Raw genomic sequence first — 15,887 nt, forward strand, 5'->3', positions numbered from 1 at the left:
TCGTCTACTCGTGAAGTCCGGCGAGTCTGCTGCCGAATCTGGCCAGCAGCGAGGTCGTGCTGGACCCCCTGCGCTCTTCCCACTGGTCGGCAATACCGAAGAGCCGGTACATGGCGTGAACGCCCAGCCAGCGAAGGGGTTCCGGTTCCCACTTCCGCGCCCGGTAGCCGACCCAGGGAAGGGTGGTCCGCTCGGTTTCCTTCTCGAAGGCGAGCTCCACGAGAGTCCTGCCGCCGACGTAGGCCGACGTGACGCCGTGGCCCGCGTAGCCGGTGGACGCCCCGATCCCTGATGCCGGGTCCCAGTGCACGCCGCCGTTCCAGTCACGCGTGACGCCCAGGACCCCCGACCAGGCGTGTTCCACCTCGAAGGGGATGCCTGGGAAGAAGGAACTGAGCTTCTGCGAGATCAGGTCGATGGTGGATTGGGCGGTCGCACCGTCTCCCCCTGTGCCGGACCCGAAGCGGTAGGGGACACCGCGGCCCCCCATGGCGATACGGCCGTCCGCCGTCCGTTGGGCGTAGATGAACGTGTGCGCGGAGTCGTTGAGGCACTGCGGCCCGTCCCAGCCGATCTGCTGCCATGCCTTCTCCGGCAGAGGCTTGGTCACGATCAGCGAGGAATTGACCGGGATCAGGCTCCGGCGGCCGAGCAACCGTCCCGAATAGCCTTCGGTGCAGATGAACGTCCTGGCCGCGGTGACACGACCGTTGGCCAGGGTGAGGGTCTTGTCCGCGACGCTGTCCACCCGGCTGCCCTCGTAGATCCTGACCCCCATGGAGGTCAGGGTGTCGGCGAGGCCGTAGACGAGTTTCGCGGGGTGGAACCGCGCGCAGTGCTTGTAGAAGAGCCCGCCGTGGACGGTGGAGATGTTGATCTGGGATTGGAACTCGTCCCGGTCGAGCATGTGCACTTCGTCGTCGGTGAGCCCGTACTTCAGGTCGGCATCACGCCTGGTGACAAGCCGGCCCAGCCCTGCCCGAGTGTGGGCGGCGACGAGCGCGCCGCCCTTGTACTGATCGGCATCGATGCCCTCGGCCTCAAGGATGTCCAGGACCGCGTCGACGCCGGCGACGAACTCCTGCTGCAGTGCCCGGCTTGCCTCCAGCCCTCCCCCGGCGCGGGCGAAGGTGGCACGGTTTCCCGGAGGCATCGCCGAGAGCCAGCCGCCGTTGCGTCCTGATGCGCCGTAGCCCACCTGTTCGGCCTCGAAGACGGCGACCGAGAGCGACGGTTCGATCTTCTTGGCGAAGTACGCCGCCCAGAGGCCGGTGTAGCCGCCGCCGACAATGGCCACGTCGACGGAGTCCTGGCCGGTGAACCGGGGGAACGAGGGCCTCTTGTCGGCCAGTTGGGCCACCCAGAAGCCGAGCTCTCCGTTTCGGGGTGGTGCCGCAAGGGCGTTCATGGTGTGTCCTTCATCTGTCTCTGGGAACCGTGTGGGCCGCTGCTGGAAGGCGGTGTGGCCGCGGTCGACGGGGTGCGTTGCCCCGGTGTGATGTACGAGGGCTACGACGACGCGAGGAACAGGACGACGTCGGCGATCTCCTCGGGAGTGGCGAGGCGCTGGAGCGGGATCTGCCTCTCACGCTCACAGCGGGTGGCCTCCGGGTCGTACCTGCGCCGGAAGGACGCTTCGATGACTCGGCCGTCGCTGTCCTGCATCGCGTCGGCCGGCAGGATCCGCACCGGGGTGTCGATCGTGCTGGTCGAGGGCGTCGAGTGCCTGTTGAAGCCGGGTCACCGACGCAATGCTCATGATTGGCTCGCCGCTACACAGCGGTGCAGATGACCTGGATCTCGACAGGGGTGTTGAGAGGCAGCCCGGCGACACCGATCGCGGTGCGGGCGTGGCGTCCGTTCTCCCCCAGTACCTCGATGAGCAGTTCACTGGCCGCGTTGGCGACCTGCGACTGCTCACCGAAGTCCGGCGTGCTGGCCACGAAGACCAGCATCTGCACGATCCTGACCCGGTCCAGGTCGCCCACCGCCTGCACAGCGGCAGCGAGGCAGTTGAGCGCGGCATGGCGCGCCAGCTCCTGCGCGGTCTCCAACTCCACGTCCCGGCCGACAACGCCCTGACCCAGCAGCTCGCCGTCCTTGAACGGGAGTTGGCCGGAGAGGTGGATGCTGGAGCCCACCTTCCGGTGGGGCACGAGGTCAGGGGCGCGGCAGGCCGAAGAGGACGGGGAGGTCGGCGATGTCGGTGATCCGCTCGTAGCCGAGCCAGTGCTCGTCGTGCTCGAAGCCGCGGTCGACGTACACCTTGTTCTTGATGCCCATGATGGCCGCGGAGCGATGGTCGTACATCGGGCTCGCGGAGACGTGCACGAGCTCGTCGGGTGTCACGCCGAGCTTGTCAAACATGTACTCGAACGCGCGGAGTCGCGGCTTGTAGACGCCCATCTCCTCGGCACTGATGACGTCTGCGAACGGGGCCTTGAGGTTCTCCGCGAGGCGCACGGCGTGCGCGGTGTCGCTGTTGGTGATGATGACCAGCGGGACCGCCTCGGCCAGGCGGTTCAGCGCCTCGGTAACACCGGGGTACGGGCCCCAGGTGGGGATGCGCTCGTACACCTCCCGCGACTCGTCCTCGCGGTACTCGAGACCGACGCTGCGCGAGGCGCGTTCCATGGAACGCGCGACGACCTGGTGGAACGGCTGGTATGCGCCCGTGCACTCGTCGATCCGGTACGCCTTGCAGATCCGCAGGTACTCATCGGCGACCTCGGCCGGCAGTCGTTCGCCCAGGACCTCACGCATCGTGTCGTTGATGCTGAACTTGATCAGCGTTCCGTTCATGTCGAACGTCACGAACTTGGGCTTGACGTCGAATCCCATTGGTCCTCCTACGTGCTTGGTGGAGCAGCCCGATTTGGTCGATTGTCGACCATTGGGTTGGTCGATTGTCGACCAAGTGGTCTCGGGCTGTCAACAGGCGTCAGGGGCGTGCTGATCCGCCGGGTCGGGCGCAATCGGCTCTCGGCTGAGGTCGCCTCCGAGTTCGTGCGGACCGGCAACCAGTGCCGGATCAACGAGCGCCTCGGCGAGTGCGAGCCCTTCCATCAGGTCGTGGTCCACTCTCTGGAACGGACCATGCGCTCGGCGTGGAGCAGCAGAAGGCGATCCCGTGACCCGCCAGGACAGGGTGTGCGAGCGCCGGGTGCGGCTCTGCGTCGCGCGCCTTGGGTCGCCGAGCCGTAGACCACCGCGCTCCCCTTGATCGGCTGTGCCTGGCTTCAGGCCACAACCTGTCACCGCGACCCGTGAGTCGGATAGGACACCGCTGTGAATTCGGTGAGCTCCATGCCGGACGGCCGACTTGACGTGTGGATGCAAAAACCAGCAGCGGTATAGTCGACAAACGACCAAATGGTCGAAAGTGTCGAGGGAGGGTAACGGGGTGGATCACAAGTTCGAGTGGCAGGAGCAGCGGATGACGACGCCGGACGGCGTCTACCGCACACTGCGTGCCGCAATCCTCGATGGGACCGTACCTCCTGGTGGACAGCTGCGCGAGGCGCACATCGCCGCTGATCTAGGGATCAGTCGGTCCCCGCTGCGCGAGGCGCTGACGAAGCTGGAGGAGGAAGGGCTCGTCGTCAAGATCCCCTACCGTGGGGCGTTCGTCGTAGAGGTGAGCGCTCGTGAGGTCGCCGAGATCGACTCGATCCGACTACGTGTCGAGCCGTACGCCGCCGAGCTCTCGGCCGAAGCGCTGCGCGGTCCTGAGCGGCCCCAGTTGCTGCAGACCGTCGAGGATCTCCGCCGGGCAATGGAGAAGGACGACATCCCGGCCAGCATCGATGCGCACCTTCGATTCCACAGGCTCTTCTACGAGCTCTCGGGGCACGGCGTCCTGCAGAGTCTCTGGAACGGCTGGGAGACCAAGCTGCGCCTCCACCTCAGTGTCGATCACCGCACTTACAGCGACGACCCGCATCAATTGGTCGTCGAGCACGAGAGGTTGGCCGCGGTTGCCCTGGAAGGCGACACCGACGCGTTCCGCCGGGAACTGGCTGCCCATTTCCCCATGGGGCTGGGGGCCCAGACGGGGGATCCAGGGGAACGCGCGCCCGGGCATGCATGAGGCCATGCCGGTGTGCGTGAAGTGTCAACGCGATCTTGTATCAGATCTTGAGTGAGGATTGCCGGTTGCCGGTTGCCGGTTGCCGGCCGCCGGCGCTGTGGGGCGGGTAGGTGGCGACGGGGCGTTTACGGCTGCGCGGTTGGCTGCGTGGGCGGGTCCGTTCTTCCAGGAGACGGCGGGTCGTGGCGGCCGTCTGTCATGTGCGCGGCTTCTCCCAGGGCGCAGTCGGCGTCGACTCTGGTGCGCTCGATCATCGCGGGAAAGCCCTCAGCTGGGTGTCGTCGGCAGACGTGGATCTCCGGCTCCATGCCGCGCGGGCCGCGTGAGTGCAGGAACCGGTCTGCACAGCGCTGACTGGCGACCAAGTCGCGCCGGGGCCGGCCCCTCCGTCGATTCAATCTCCCACCCACGCGCGTACCGGACCGCCGCCTCCCGTGCGGGAAGGCGGCCCCGTTCAGCGGGGTGGACGCGAAGCGCTACAACTCGGTGCGGCTGGTGCCATCCAGGCGGGTCACCGCCATCACCGGTGCTACCTCCGGGCTTCAGCCCCCTGGGTGAAGTGCCGGTGTGCGATAGGGCAGGTCGGCCAGAACCCGGAGGTAACTGCCCGCCATGGGCAGCCAGGCGAGGCCACGAGGTGCCCGTTCCGGTGGCGTCCCGCCAAGTGGTGTAGCCGATCAAGTCGCCGAAATCCGCAGGTCGGCGGCAGTGGCTCCGTGTGACCGGGCGCTCAACTGTCCCCAGCGGGGCTCCGCAAGTTGGTAGGCGGCCCAGGAAGGTCGGATGTGGCGGAGTAGGGCCTGCCAGTAGTGGCTAACGAGGAGTGGCCGTCCGGCTCTCCGGGGCGCCCTGGCTGCTGATTGAGACGTGCGCGCCTTGGGCGTTTGTGGACGATTGCGAAATTCGGCTCTGTCGCTGATCTTGTGACGCTGTCGGTGTCAGTGGCGCCTGTGATCGTGACTCGCGTGTTCTTCGCAGAGTTTCGAGGTGCTGTTCCCTCATCTTGGTGGTGTCGTGGTGGAGTTGGTCGACCGGGCCGCGGCCGGGCTCACGATGCATGCGCGGGCCCGTTCGACGGGTGCGGACTGTCCGCACTGCGGTAGTGCGTCGGGCCGGGTGCACGGTCGGTACATGCGACGGCTCGCGGATGCCGCGGTCGGTGGCGCCAGTGTGGTGATCGAGCTGCTGGTGCGGCGGTTCAAGTGCCCGACCCCCGCGTGCCGGGCGGTGACATTCGCCGAGCAGATCGCGGGGCTGACGAGCCCGCATGCCCGCTACACGCCACTGGCGCGTGAGCAGTTGATCTCGATCGCTCTCGCGCTGGCCGGCCGTGCGGGAGCCCGTCTGGCCGGGGTGCTGGGCCTGCGCGTCGCCAAGGACACCCTGTTACGTCTGGTCCGCGCCGCGCCGGAAGAACCCGCCGGGGAGATCCGCGTGCTTGGCGTCGACGATTTCGCCCTACGGAAGGGTGACTCGTACGCCACGATCCTGGTGGACTTGGAGAGGCGGCGCCCGGTGGGCGTGCTGCCCGGCCGGGATGCAGAACCGCTGGCCGCATGGCTGAAGGACCATCCGGAAGTAGAGATCATTTGCCGGGACCGAGCCGGGGCCTATGCCGAGGGCGCACGCAGCGGTGCCCCGCAAGCCCAGCAAGTCGCCGACGCCTGGCACCTATGGCACAACTTCGGCGAAGCCGTCGAAAAGACCGTCTCCGCCCACCACACCTGCGTCCGGACCGCGTTCGAAAACACCGTACCGGCCGCCCCACCAACGAGCGACGACATCTGGCAGACGCCACCGCCGCCGGCATCGGCATCGGCATCGGCTGCCGGGATGCTCGACGTATGCGGACGAGAACGCCGCCTGGTGACCCGGACCAGGGAACGCTACACAGCCGTGCAACAGCTCCTGGACAGCGGCAGCACTCTGGAGAACATCTGCCGGACACTACAGCTGGACCGGTCCACCGTGCGCCGCTTCGCCCGCGCCAGCAGCATCGACGAAATGCTGGCCAAAGCGACGAACCGGTCCACCATCCTGGACAAATACACGCCGTACCTCCACCAGCGGTGGAACGAGGGCTGTCACAACAGTGCCCAGCTCCACCAGGAGATCGCCGCCCTGGGCTTCGCCGGAAGCATCCAGACCGTCCAGCGTTACCTCCGCCCGTTCAAAGCCGCCACTGCGCCACCCGCGCGCCGACTGGCTCCACGGCCCCGCCGCATCGTCCGCTGGATCATGACCGACCCCGGAAACCTGAGCGCCGATGATGCCGCCGACCTCAAGGAGATTTGGGCCAGCCGCCCCGAACTCGACGCCGCCACCCACCACGTCCGCGACTTCGCCACCATGATGCGCGAGCTGCAGGGCGACCAACTGCCCGCCTGGATGGAGCGCGTCCTCGCCGACGATCTGCCCGCCCTGCACTCCCTGATCAACGGACTGAGCCGCGACATCGACGCCGTCACCGCCGGGCTCTCCACCCCTTGGAGCTCCGGCCAGGTCGAAGGGCAGGTCACAAGGACGAAGCTACTCAAGAGGCAAGGATTTGGACGAGCCAACCTCGACTTGCTCCGTAAGCGCGTACTCCTCACGCCCTGACCCGCCTGCGGTTACAAGATCAGTGCCAGAGCCGAGTTACGCGATCGTCCACACGAGGTCAGACGCCCTTGCGTAGCATGCGAGTCAGCGCCGCCCTATGATCGGGCGTGAACGCGTCCGGGCACGCCAGTCCCAGCGCCTGGGCCAGGTCCCGCCCGTAGAGGTCGACCGCCGACTCCACCAGTTCGGCGAGGACGGCCGTCGCCGCTCTCCCGCGCTGCCAGGCCGTACCCATGATCGCGCCCGCGATCACGGTGGCGGGCCACCACCACACTGCGAGCACCACATACAGCAGACCCCAGCCTGCCAGCCGGCAGGCCGAGGTGAAGGCGACTTGAGCGGTCGCGATCTCAGCACGCGACGCTTCCGGCATGCACAGCCACAGCCGTGGCCATGCTGCCGTGAGGTCAAGGTCGTAGGCCTGGTGCACACGCTCACCGGCTGCCCGCATCCGGTCGGCTATCCACGTCGGCCGGTCCGGTTCGACCAGGCAGATCCGGTTGCGTAGGACAAGAAGCCGAGCAGAGTCCGGCAGGGGGTCGGAGTCGCCCGCTTCGCCCCAGCCCTGCTGACGGCGGTATCGCTCCAACAGCACGCGCCGGTAGGCCTGGTGGGCCTTCTGCCAATTCCTCCGGCGTTGTTCGGTCAGTCGGCGCCCCACGGGCCCGCGCCCCGTCGCGAGCCACAACCTGGCCACGCCGCTGCCCACCGACTGTGCCACCAGGCCCACACCAGCGGATCCGAGCAGCAGCGCTGCACTGGCCAGCACCACCTGTCCGGCTCCCCGACGACGCGCTGCGATCCGGTTCACGTGGTTGGCAAGCATTCCCAGGTCGTACCAGTCGCCGTGGCGCAGCACCGTCGCCCCTGCCGCGGCAACCGCCAGATAGAGCGTGCCCGGCAGTACCAGGAGTGACAACCAGCGCTCGGCGACCTTCTTACCCAGTTCGGCCAGGAAGGTGTTCAAGGCCTGGTCCTGACGCGGACCAGTGGTCGGTCATGGACTGTGCACACCGGATCGGTGCTTCGAGCGCCCCACGTGGGCAATTCCGCCCGCATGCAACGGTTCTCGCCTGGGCACGCGAGGACTTCCTCGATTGGATGTTCGTCGGGTCCGCCCAAGGGGTGATACGTGTTGCCCGTCCCGGAGGCGGGAGGGTGCGAGGCGGTTCGGTAACGCCCGAGACCGGCCGCGTAGCCGGCCATTCTGAGCACGTCGTCCAGCTCTCTCAGGAGCCGTACCACCTGTTCAGCGTCGGCGCCGTCGCGCACGGCCGTGACGGCTTCTTCGGCTTTGGCTCGGGCCGCCCCCTCGCTCAGCGGTGGGCTTGCGGCCTCTAAGAGGGCAACTGATCTGGTTTGCAGGTGTTTTGGGGTGTTCGCAGTGACTGTGGCGACGGTGGGTCGTTGCGTGACTCGTGAGTTCTCGACGCCCTTATCGCAGTGACGTCTCGGATGCCCGCTGGACGTTGATCGAGCCCGTGTTCGTGGCATGGCGGGCCGCTCGCACCGGTCCGGGAACCGCGGCACGGGTGCATGATCTGCGGGAGATCGTGAACGCCATCCTCTACGTCAACCGCACGGGTATCCCCTGGGAGTACCTGCCGCACGACTTCCCTCCGTACAAGACCGTCTACGACTACTACGCGAAGTGGGAAGTGGACGGCACTACGCAGCGGGTGCACGATCTGCTGCGCGACAAGGCCCGCCGTGCGCAGGGCCGGCCTGCAGCCCCGTCGGCTGCCGTGATCGATGCGCAGAGCGTGAAAACCTCCGCGAACGTCGCTGAGGCCAGTCAGGGCATCGACGCCGGCAAGAAAATCAAAGGGCGTAAGCGTCACGTGGCCACGGACACGCTCGGCCTGGTCCTGGCCGTCATCGTCACGGCCGCCTCGGTTCACGACTCCACCGGCGGAAAACACCTGCTCGACGAGCTCGCCGCCTCGCATCCCAGCGTGACGAAGGTCTGGGCCGACGGCGGATACCAGAACAGCGTCTTCCAGTACGGAGCCGCAAGGGGAATCGACGTCGAGGTCGTGAAACGGCCCACCACGAAAGGATTCCAACCCCAGGCGAAACGCTGGGTGATCGAGCGGACGTTCGGCTGGCTGATGCAGCACCGGCGCCTCGTCAGGGACTACGAAGCACTGCCCCAGCGATCCCGCACAATGGTCCACTGGGCCATGGCTAACAAAACTAGCCGCGAGCTCACCGGAGAATCCACACCAACCTGGCGAATCGAAACCGGCGAACCGGGCAGAGCGACCTGAACATTGATCAGATGCCCTCTAAGAGGTCGTTTTCCTCTGTAGTGCGGTGTTATCTCTTGTTTTGCTCCTGCTGATGATCTGGTGCTGGCGAGTCTGCAGTGCGGGCAGCGGTTGGCGAGGCGGATGGTGTGGCGTCTGGGAAGAGAGCCGACTTACGCCTGTCTCATTCCAGGACGCCCGGATCTGTCCCGTGCTCCCGCCAGGCGGAACGCACGCCTGGGCGCACGCCCCCAACCGGCGGTATGCCCAGGTCATGACCGACCGTCGTGCGTATCCGAGTGATCTGTCCGATGCCCGCTGGGAGTTGATCGAGCCGGTGCTGTCCGCCTGGCGCTTCGAACGCCGCGGCCGGGCCCTGGACTTCGGCCGGCCGCCCCGGCACGACCTGCGCGAGATCATGAACGCGATCCTGTACGTGGACCGCACCGGCTGCCAGTGGGCCTACCTCCCGCACGACTTCCCGCCCCACCAGACGGTCTACGGCTACTTCGCCAAATGGCAGACCGACGGCGTCTTCGCCCAGCTCAACGGCTTGTTACGGGAGTTGGTGCGCCAGCAGGAAGGCAAACACCGCCACCCTTCGGCCTGCGTGATCGACGCCCAGAGCGTCAAGACCTCCACCTCCGTCCCCGCCAGAACACAAGGCATCGACGCGGGCAAGAAGATCGTCGGCCGCAAGCGCAGCATCATCACTGACACCCTCGGCCTGCTGCTGGCGGTGCTGGTCACGGCGGCCGGCGTCCAGGATTCCACCGCCGGCCGCACGCTGCTCGAGCAGGCCGCCACCGACCACCCCACCCTGCGCAAGGTCTGGGTCGACGGCGGCTACCGCAAGCACTTCGTCGAGCACGCCGCCACCCTCGGCATCGACCTCGAAATCGTCCAACGCACCCCCGGGACCAGAGGATTCGCCCCGATCCCGAAGCGGTGGACAGTCGAGCGAACCTACGGCTGGCTCATGCTGCACCGGCGCCTGGCCCGCGACTACGAAACCCACCCGCACCGCTCCGAAGCCATGATCCACCTGGCCATGACCGACCTGATGGCCCGCCGCCTCACCGGCGAGACCACCATCTCCTGGCGCGACCCGACATAGCAGAATCAAAGCGACATCTCGGGATGAAACAACGGGAGAAAACGACCTCTAAGACTCCGGCCGCACCAAGGGTGGAAGAGGTGTGCCCCCGGTCCCCCGACGCCCTGTACCGGCGGGGGACCACGGCCCACTCGGCATCCGTCACGTTGGTCGGGTACCGGCGTGCGCGCATCGGGTTGCCGGCGGCGTTTCCGAATCGGTGCTTGTGGAGAACGGTCCCCGGCTCGAGTAGCAACAGACGGCAAGCGGTCTCAGGGGGCTTGACTTCGTCATTGAGGCTCCTCGTGGACCGCCGACTCGGCGAAGATCACCTGGATCCTCATACCGGAACGCGTAACGGTTGATCCCCTACACCACGACGCGGGACGCGACCCCCGCTCCCTGGATCTTGCGGTTTCCGGCCCGCCGTCGGCCACTGTCCTGCGGACGCCTCGCCTCCTCGGCGGACACGAGAACTGTCTTGCAACGCTCAACGAACTCATAGGCCAGGTGAGGCGAGGTCTGAGTGGCGCGTACTGCTTGAGGGTTCGGGGTCGTTGGCGGCGGCTTTGATGTTCTCGGGGATCGGCCGGCGACGCGTCGGCCCTCGAGTATGATCACGATCGAGTCTTAGTCTTGACAAAGTCTAAACTGGGGCCTACTTTTCAAGCTCCTTGAGTAGATGTGCGTGGCCTGGGGGCTTTGTTCGTGCCGCCGCATCCGGCCCCTGCTGAAATCGGAGTTGGACATGAGGTGCTACGACTGCCTCCAGGAGGCGCGCAGCGACACCGCCGGCATCGGTGTGTGCTCGCGCTGCGGCTTGGCCGCCTGCGAGAACCACGCCCGCGTACGTCAGGTACAGGTCACCCGCCAGGTCGGCATGGGTGTTGCGTACGGCCGTATCCCGGCGCGCAGGGTGGTGTGCCACACCTGTGACAGGGCCGAAACGGCGCACTGACCGCATGGGGCGCTTGTCGCGCCCGCATCACCGGTCGCCGAGTGGGCGCCGTCCGTCCGGGCATGCGTTCTTGGCCTGCCCGGACGTCGTCCCCGGTCACTGCCGTAGCGTCCGGGCCTCAGCCGTGGCCGCGGCTCGGTGCGCCATGCTGGAGGCGCGACCGCGGACGACAAGATGTCGTAGGGCCGGGCTTGTTCCTGCTCGGCGGCAGCTTCCTCGAGAGGCTTCATGGCGTCTTCGTCGCCGATGATCCCGCGTGCCGTGGGGGCAGGGGCGTTGTGGAGTCCACGCTGACCGCCGGACAAGTCCGTTTTGCCCTGGCGGTGACTTCGACGATCAGGCCTTCCGGCAGCGCGGTGAAGAGACCGGTGTTCCTCCCGACCTGCAAACACCCGTAGGCGGTCGGTCAGCCTCGAACTCGCCTGGCAATCGTCCGCCACTGCGCGTCTGCTCGGGGCCGACCGCATCGCATCCTCAAACTGATTCGGCAGCCGCGCCACGTCACGGTCGTCGTCTTGTCAGATCCGCCAGAAGGTCGGCGGTGTTCTTCCGGCCGTGAACGGGTCCAGTGTTGCCGCACGACGCCGTTGTCAAGCTCGCTACCACGGGGTTGTAGCCAGTCGCTGTAGGCCTGCCGGAACGACCGGGCAGCAGGTCGAGCCGCTCTTGAGGCATGGGGACCTCGTGCCGAACCGGATGAGACCGGTGAGCCAGGTCGTGGCCTCGACTGTCGCTTCCAGCGGCGGCGGGTCCAGCCGCACGCGGTGTTCCGAGGTCGCGCTCGGGGCTGAAGTTTGTATTGACAGTGCTCGACGGGCCCTCATATGGTCGACAAACGACAATACGGGGGCGGATTTAAGCCACCGCATGGCGTTATGTCACCACTGTTACTCGAGGGGAGTGCCGAGTGCAGATGATCAAGATTCATGCGAAGCGGGTTCTCGTGGCCCACTGTGTGGGCGTGTGCCCTGTTCCGCCCGCGGAGGTGGCGCGATGAGCCAGTCCGTGACTTCGGCAGCGAACACCGACTCGGCTTCCGATCGGCTCCAGGCCCTGGGGCTGGCCCTTCCAGAGCTCCGTGACAACCCGTACTACGTGCCCCACCGGAAGGTGGGCTCCAGCATCCACCTCTCCGGCCAACTCCCGTTCAAGGACGGCGAGCTGCTGGGTCAGGGCGTTGTCGGCCGGGACGTGGAGTTGGAGACCGCGCAGGAGCTGGCGCGCCATGCCGCGCTCAACTGCCTCGCTGCCGCTGTGCAGGCGGTGGGCGACCTGGACCGGGTCAGGATCGTGCAGATGCTGGTCTTCGTGGCCAGCACGCCGGACTTCGGTGAGCAGTCGCAGGTCGCCAACGCGGCCAGTGAACTGCTCATCGAGGTACTGGGGGAGAACGGACGCCACGCCCGCACCGCGATCGGTGTCGCCGGGCTGCCTCTCAACACCCCTGTCGAGATCCAGATGGTCTGCACCGCTGCGTAGGGCGGGCCCGACGGCGGTGCACCGCAAGTGCGCGCGATATCGCGGGCCGCGCGCCTTCGGCATCCAGGGGGAGTCAACACCCGTGCCCCTCGATCATTCCAGGCAGAACCACAAGGAGGGCAGCGTGAACCGGCTGCAACGAGCACTCGACGCTCTGGTCGAGCGGATCGACACCCCCGCGCCGATCGTGCTGGTCGACGTCATGCAGGGCAACATCGACCGCGTCCAAGGCTTCGCCGACCAGCGCAACCTCAAGGTCAGGCCGCACGTCAAGACGCACAAGTGCGTGGAGATCGGGCGACGCCAGCTCGAGGCCGGTGCGGTCGGGATCACCGCGGGGAACGTCGGTGAGGCCGAGGTCTTCGCCGCGGCCGGATTCGACGACATCTTCCTCGCCTACCCGATCTGGGCCGCGGGAACAAAGCGAGCCCGGATCCGCCGGCTCGCCGAGTCCGCCCGGCTACGGGTCGGCGTCGACAACGTCGCGGCGATCGAGACCCTCGCCGACGCGATGGGAGACGAACCCGACCGGTTGCAGGTCGTGCTCGAGGTCGACTGCGGCGCCCGCCGTTCCGGGGCGCCGCCCGAGGCTGCGGGCGATCTCGCGCTCGCCGCCCGCAAGCGCGGCCTGGTGCCGGTGGGCGTCTTCACCTATCCCGGTCACGGCAGCGCCGGCCGGGACGCTCGCCGGCGTGCCGCGCAGGACCAGGAGGCCGCGCTCACCACCGCGGTACGCAGCCTCGCCGACGTCGGGGTCACCGCAGAAGTGGTCAGCGCCGGCTCCACCCCCACCCTCGAGTTCTGCACCAGCAGCAGCGTGATCACCGAGATCCGTCCCGGCGAGTACGTCTTCGGAGATCTGAACAACGCCCGGCTGGGCTCCTGCACGGACGACCAGATCGCGTTGTTCGTCGCCGGCACCGTGGTCAGCGACTGGGTCCCCGACCAGGTCATCCTCGATGTGGGCACCAAAGCCCTCAGCCGCGAAGGCAGCCCTGAGATCGGCTACGGCGGTATCGCCGGCACGAAGGCAGTACTGGCCAAGCTCAACGAGTACCACGGATTCCTTCCGCTGCCGGACGGGGAGTTCCGCCCCAGCGTCGGCACCGTCGTCCCCGTGGTGCCGAACCACGTATGCCCGGTCGTCCTCGGTTTCGAGGAGCTGATCGTCACCGACAGCACGGGCACGTCGCTGCAGCGGTGGCCGGTCGACGCCCGCGGATTCCTCAACTGACTGGCACGGGACGAGATTTCCGTGGTCGAGCCCACCACCCGACCGACCTCCCCCGTAAAGGAGTGCCTGACATGAGACTCAACAACGTCATGGCCCTGGTGACCGGCGCCAGCAGTGGCATCGGACAGGCGGTGAGTTCCCACTTCCGCCGCGAAGGCGCGCGGCTGCTGCTCACCGGCCGCAGGGAGCAGCTCGACAGCGCTGAGCCCGACGACCTGTACGTTCCCGGAGACCTCAACGACGAGGCGTTCGTCGAGAGTCTGGCCAAGCAGGCCGCCGAGTCTCTCGGCACCGTCGACGTCGTTGTCCTCAACCACGGCCTGCAGGCCGTCAGTCCGCTCACCGAGATGGCCTGCGACGACGCGAAGAACGTGCTCGAGAGCAACCTGCTCAGCGCGTTCCTGGTGATGAAGCACTTCGCGCCGCTGATGCCCGAGACCGGTGGCTCGTTCGTCTGCGTCAGTTCACGGCTGGGCATGGTCGGCATGTCCGGGCAGGTCCTGTATTCCGCCGCCAAGGGGGGCCTCATCATGCTCGCCAAGGGCGCGGCGATCGAATGGGCCCCGCGCAACATCCGTGTCAACGTCGTCGCTCCGGGCCTGACCGCCACCCCGATCATCGAAGAGGCGTTCCAGCGCAGGCCCGACCCCGAGGGCTACCGCCGTGAGCGCGAGAGCACGATCCCGCTCCAACGCCTCGCCACCCCTGAAGAGGTGGCTGACGCGGTGCTCTTCTTCGCATCGTCGGAATCGTCGTACGTGACCGGATCGGTCCTGACCGTCGACGGCGGATACACCGCTTTCTGAATACCCCTGCTGGGCACCACCACCAGCAATGGGCTGAACGACCTGCTCTCCGTCTCGCTTTCTGTCCCGGGCGACCGCAGATTGCGACATGAACGATCGAACACGCGTCGAGCGCGTCCCCATTCGCCACACTCGAACGGTGCCGCCCACAGTGCGCGCGTGCCGACAACCGCATCCGAGGCGCCCGGCCACCCTGGCACCAGCCGCGATGCGTCGCCGGCCTCCGCACATCGGGAACGGGTCACGCCCATGAGCGCGTGCCAGACGCCGCTCGGCAACGGCCCATTGACCGTGACCGCGGCTACCAACTTCTCAAGCTCAACAAGCTCAAAAGGAAAGACATGTCGCTCCTGAAGGCCATCGACACCAATCCCTCCTTCGCGCCGCGAGAGTCCGGCCCGCTCCCGGAACATCTGATTTGCGGCAACCCCGCCTTCAAGACCTGGGCCCAGGACGTCGCCCGTGGGGAGTCGATCCATACGGGAGTCTGGGAAGCGACGCCCGGCGAGACGCGCTCGATCAAGGGCGAGACTTTCGAGTTCTGCCACATCCTCGTCGGCATCGTCGAGCTCACGCCGGAAGGTGGCGAGCCGGTGGTCGATGTCGATGCCAGGCCATGATCGTCTCCGGGATCTCTCGCGAAACTACATGCTGAGCAACGTCGCCGTGGCCGATGGACCGCTCGGCCCGTCCATCAGCCGTAGGCCCGGCTCTGCTTCATTCCTCACAGGGCTCGCCCACGTGCAGGCCGGGCAACGCAGTAACCGGGATGAAGATCCGTTCCGCGACGTCCACTGGCGTGCGGTCGACTCCGCCCCGGGTGGCCAGTCTCCGGCGGCGGCCTTGATTCCGCCGGCCTGGCCGCCCGGACGGATCTTCGGCAGGACGGCGCTGTGAAGCAGTTCCCGCCGCTGGCACCTGCCTCGCAGTGCCTGGTCACCGGGACGATCGCTTCGGCGAGAGGGTGCCGCGCGTCAGTTCGCCGGAGGCCGAGAGGCTCAGCACATCGTCGGCGGTGACCGTCTCGTCGAGCGTGACCACGCTGGTGACCAGGGGGCGGCCGAGGCTGAGGGTGCCGGTCTTGTCGAAGACCACGACGGTGACGCGGCCGATGCCTTCCAGGGGGAGTCGTACTCCCAGCCCTGGGCGACATGGATGACCTGGGTGCCTCGGGCACTTCTGGGAAGGGGCCGAACGTCGGGATGAGGGCGACGATGGCGTCACCATCGGAGTCCTGGTAGCGCAGCCCGTGCCGGCGCATGGACTTCTCCGTGCTGGAGCGCAGCACCCTATCATAGGGGCGGTAGTCCTACCCAGCACCGCCTGGAAGCGCACGACGTTGAAGGTGTTGAGGAACTCCTGGGTGTCGACGTC

Annotated in this window: 16 protein-coding genes; 9 read left to right on the forward strand and 7 right to left on the reverse strand. The window is 67.2% G+C overall.

Annotation, left to right across the window (positions count from 1 at the left end):
• Positions 1-4: 4 nt before the first annotated feature.
• From EJ357_RS45780 to EJ357_RS48750, 5 genes are all read right to left on the reverse strand, one after another.
• Positions 5-1,408, reverse strand: coding sequence for an NAD(P)/FAD-dependent oxidoreductase (locus tag EJ357_RS45780; protein ID WP_228472810.1), 1,404 nt, complete (start codon positions 1,406-1,408; stop codon positions 5-7).
• Positions 1,409-1,509: 101 nt separating this feature from the next.
• Positions 1,510-1,689, reverse strand: a complete 180-nt coding sequence (locus tag EJ357_RS45785) for a hypothetical protein (protein WP_228472811.1) — start codon at positions 1,687-1,689, stop codon at positions 1,510-1,512.
• A gap of 83 nt (positions 1,690-1,772) precedes the next feature.
• On the reverse strand, positions 1,773-2,156 hold the full coding sequence (locus EJ357_RS45790; RefSeq protein ID WP_126398535.1) for a RidA family protein: 384 nt from the start codon (positions 2,154-2,156) through the stop codon (positions 1,773-1,775).
• 4 nt (positions 2,157-2,160) lie between these two features.
• Complete coding sequence (locus tag EJ357_RS45795) at positions 2,161-2,841, reverse strand: haloacid dehalogenase type II (protein WP_126398537.1); 681 nt, start codon at positions 2,839-2,841, stop codon at positions 2,161-2,163.
• A 90-nt stretch (positions 2,842-2,931) separates the two neighbouring features.
• The gene (locus EJ357_RS48750; protein ID WP_175647769.1) at positions 2,932-3,081 is read right to left on the reverse strand and encodes a hypothetical protein; all 150 of its coding nucleotides are present in this window, start codon (positions 3,079-3,081) and stop codon (positions 2,932-2,934) included.
• A 322-nt stretch (positions 3,082-3,403) separates the two neighbouring features.
• Here EJ357_RS48750 and EJ357_RS45800 point away from each other — a divergent pair, with 322 nt between their 5' ends.
• Entirely contained in the window at positions 3,404-4,090 is a 687-nt protein-coding gene (locus EJ357_RS45800) for a GntR family transcriptional regulator (protein ID WP_126398540.1), read from the forward strand.
• A gap of 1,017 nt (positions 4,091-5,107) precedes the next feature.
• Positions 5,108-6,691 carry an ISL3 family transposase gene (locus EJ357_RS45810; protein ID WP_267132871.1) on the forward strand — a complete coding sequence of 528 codons (1,584 nt, stop codon included), beginning with the start codon at positions 5,108-5,110 and terminating at the stop codon, positions 6,689-6,691.
• Positions 6,692-6,749: 58 nt separating this feature from the next.
• Here the strand turns inward: EJ357_RS45810 and EJ357_RS45815 are convergent, their stop codons facing one another.
• The gene (locus EJ357_RS45815; RefSeq protein WP_126398544.1) at positions 6,750-7,658 is read right to left on the reverse strand and encodes a hypothetical protein; all 909 of its coding nucleotides are present in this window, start codon (positions 7,656-7,658) and stop codon (positions 6,750-6,752) included.
• A 451-nt stretch (positions 7,659-8,109) separates the two neighbouring features.
• On the opposite strand from EJ357_RS45815, the gene EJ357_RS45820 reads away from it, so the two are divergent.
• From EJ357_RS45820 to EJ357_RS45850, 7 genes are all read left to right on the forward strand, one after another.
• Entirely contained in the window at positions 8,110-8,961 is an 852-nt protein-coding gene (locus EJ357_RS45820) for an IS5 family transposase (protein WP_126398546.1), read from the forward strand.
• Between the two features lie 253 nt (positions 8,962-9,214).
• Positions 9,215-10,057 (forward strand): IS5 family transposase, encoded by an 843-nt coding sequence (locus EJ357_RS45825; RefSeq protein WP_126387580.1) that lies wholly within the window; start codon positions 9,215-9,217, stop codon positions 10,055-10,057.
• A gap of 727 nt (positions 10,058-10,784) precedes the next feature.
• The gene (locus EJ357_RS45830) at positions 10,785-10,994 is read left to right on the forward strand and encodes a DUF2180 family protein (RefSeq protein ID WP_175647770.1); all 210 of its coding nucleotides are present in this window, start codon (positions 10,785-10,787) and stop codon (positions 10,992-10,994) included.
• A 993-nt stretch (positions 10,995-11,987) separates the two neighbouring features.
• The gene (locus EJ357_RS45835; protein ID WP_126398550.1) at positions 11,988-12,473 is read left to right on the forward strand and encodes a RidA family protein; all 486 of its coding nucleotides are present in this window, start codon (positions 11,988-11,990) and stop codon (positions 12,471-12,473) included.
• Between the two features lie 124 nt (positions 12,474-12,597).
• Positions 12,598-13,707, forward strand: a complete 1,110-nt coding sequence (locus EJ357_RS45840) for an alanine racemase (RefSeq protein WP_126398552.1) — start codon at positions 12,598-12,600, stop codon at positions 13,705-13,707.
• Between the two features lie 71 nt (positions 13,708-13,778).
• The gene (locus EJ357_RS45845) at positions 13,779-14,513 is read left to right on the forward strand and encodes an SDR family NAD(P)-dependent oxidoreductase (RefSeq protein ID WP_126398554.1); all 735 of its coding nucleotides are present in this window, start codon (positions 13,779-13,781) and stop codon (positions 14,511-14,513) included.
• Positions 14,514-14,854: 341 nt separating this feature from the next.
• The gene (locus tag EJ357_RS45850; protein WP_126398557.1) at positions 14,855-15,133 is read left to right on the forward strand and encodes a cupin domain-containing protein; all 279 of its coding nucleotides are present in this window, start codon (positions 14,855-14,857) and stop codon (positions 15,131-15,133) included.
• A gap of 316 nt (positions 15,134-15,449) precedes the next feature.
• On the opposite strand, the gene EJ357_RS45855 is transcribed toward EJ357_RS45850, so the two are convergent.
• The gene (locus EJ357_RS45855; RefSeq protein ID WP_228472812.1) at positions 15,450-15,608 is read right to left on the reverse strand and encodes a hypothetical protein; all 159 of its coding nucleotides are present in this window, start codon (positions 15,606-15,608) and stop codon (positions 15,450-15,452) included.
• Positions 15,609-15,887: the final 279 nt, after the last annotated feature.

This window comes from Streptomyces cyaneochromogenes (assembly GCF_003963535.1).
Lineage (GTDB): Bacteria > Actinomycetota > Actinomycetes > Streptomycetales > Streptomycetaceae > Streptomyces > Streptomyces shaanxiensis.

Coding starts and splice junctions, on each gene's coding strand:
- EJ357_RS45850 (WP_126398557.1), top strand. CDS start 14,855: ATGTCGCTCCTGAAGGCCATCGACACCAATCCCTCCTTCGCGCCGCGA.
- EJ357_RS45830 (WP_175647770.1), top strand. CDS start 10,785: ATGAGGTGCTACGACTGCCTCCAGGAGGCGCGCAGCGACACCGCCGGC.
- EJ357_RS45795 (WP_126398537.1), bottom strand. CDS start 2,841: ATGGGATTCGACGTCAAGCCCAAGTTCGTGACGTTCGACATGAACGGA.
- EJ357_RS45780 (WP_228472810.1), bottom strand. CDS start 1,408: ATGAACGCCCTTGCGGCACCACCCCGAAACGGAGAGCTCGGCTTCTGG.
- EJ357_RS45825 (WP_126387580.1), top strand. CDS start 9,215: ATGACCGACCGTCGTGCGTATCCGAGTGATCTGTCCGATGCCCGCTGG.
- EJ357_RS45845 (WP_126398554.1), top strand. CDS start 13,779: ATGAGACTCAACAACGTCATGGCCCTGGTGACCGGCGCCAGCAGTGGC.
- EJ357_RS45835 (WP_126398550.1), top strand. CDS start 11,988: ATGAGCCAGTCCGTGACTTCGGCAGCGAACACCGACTCGGCTTCCGAT.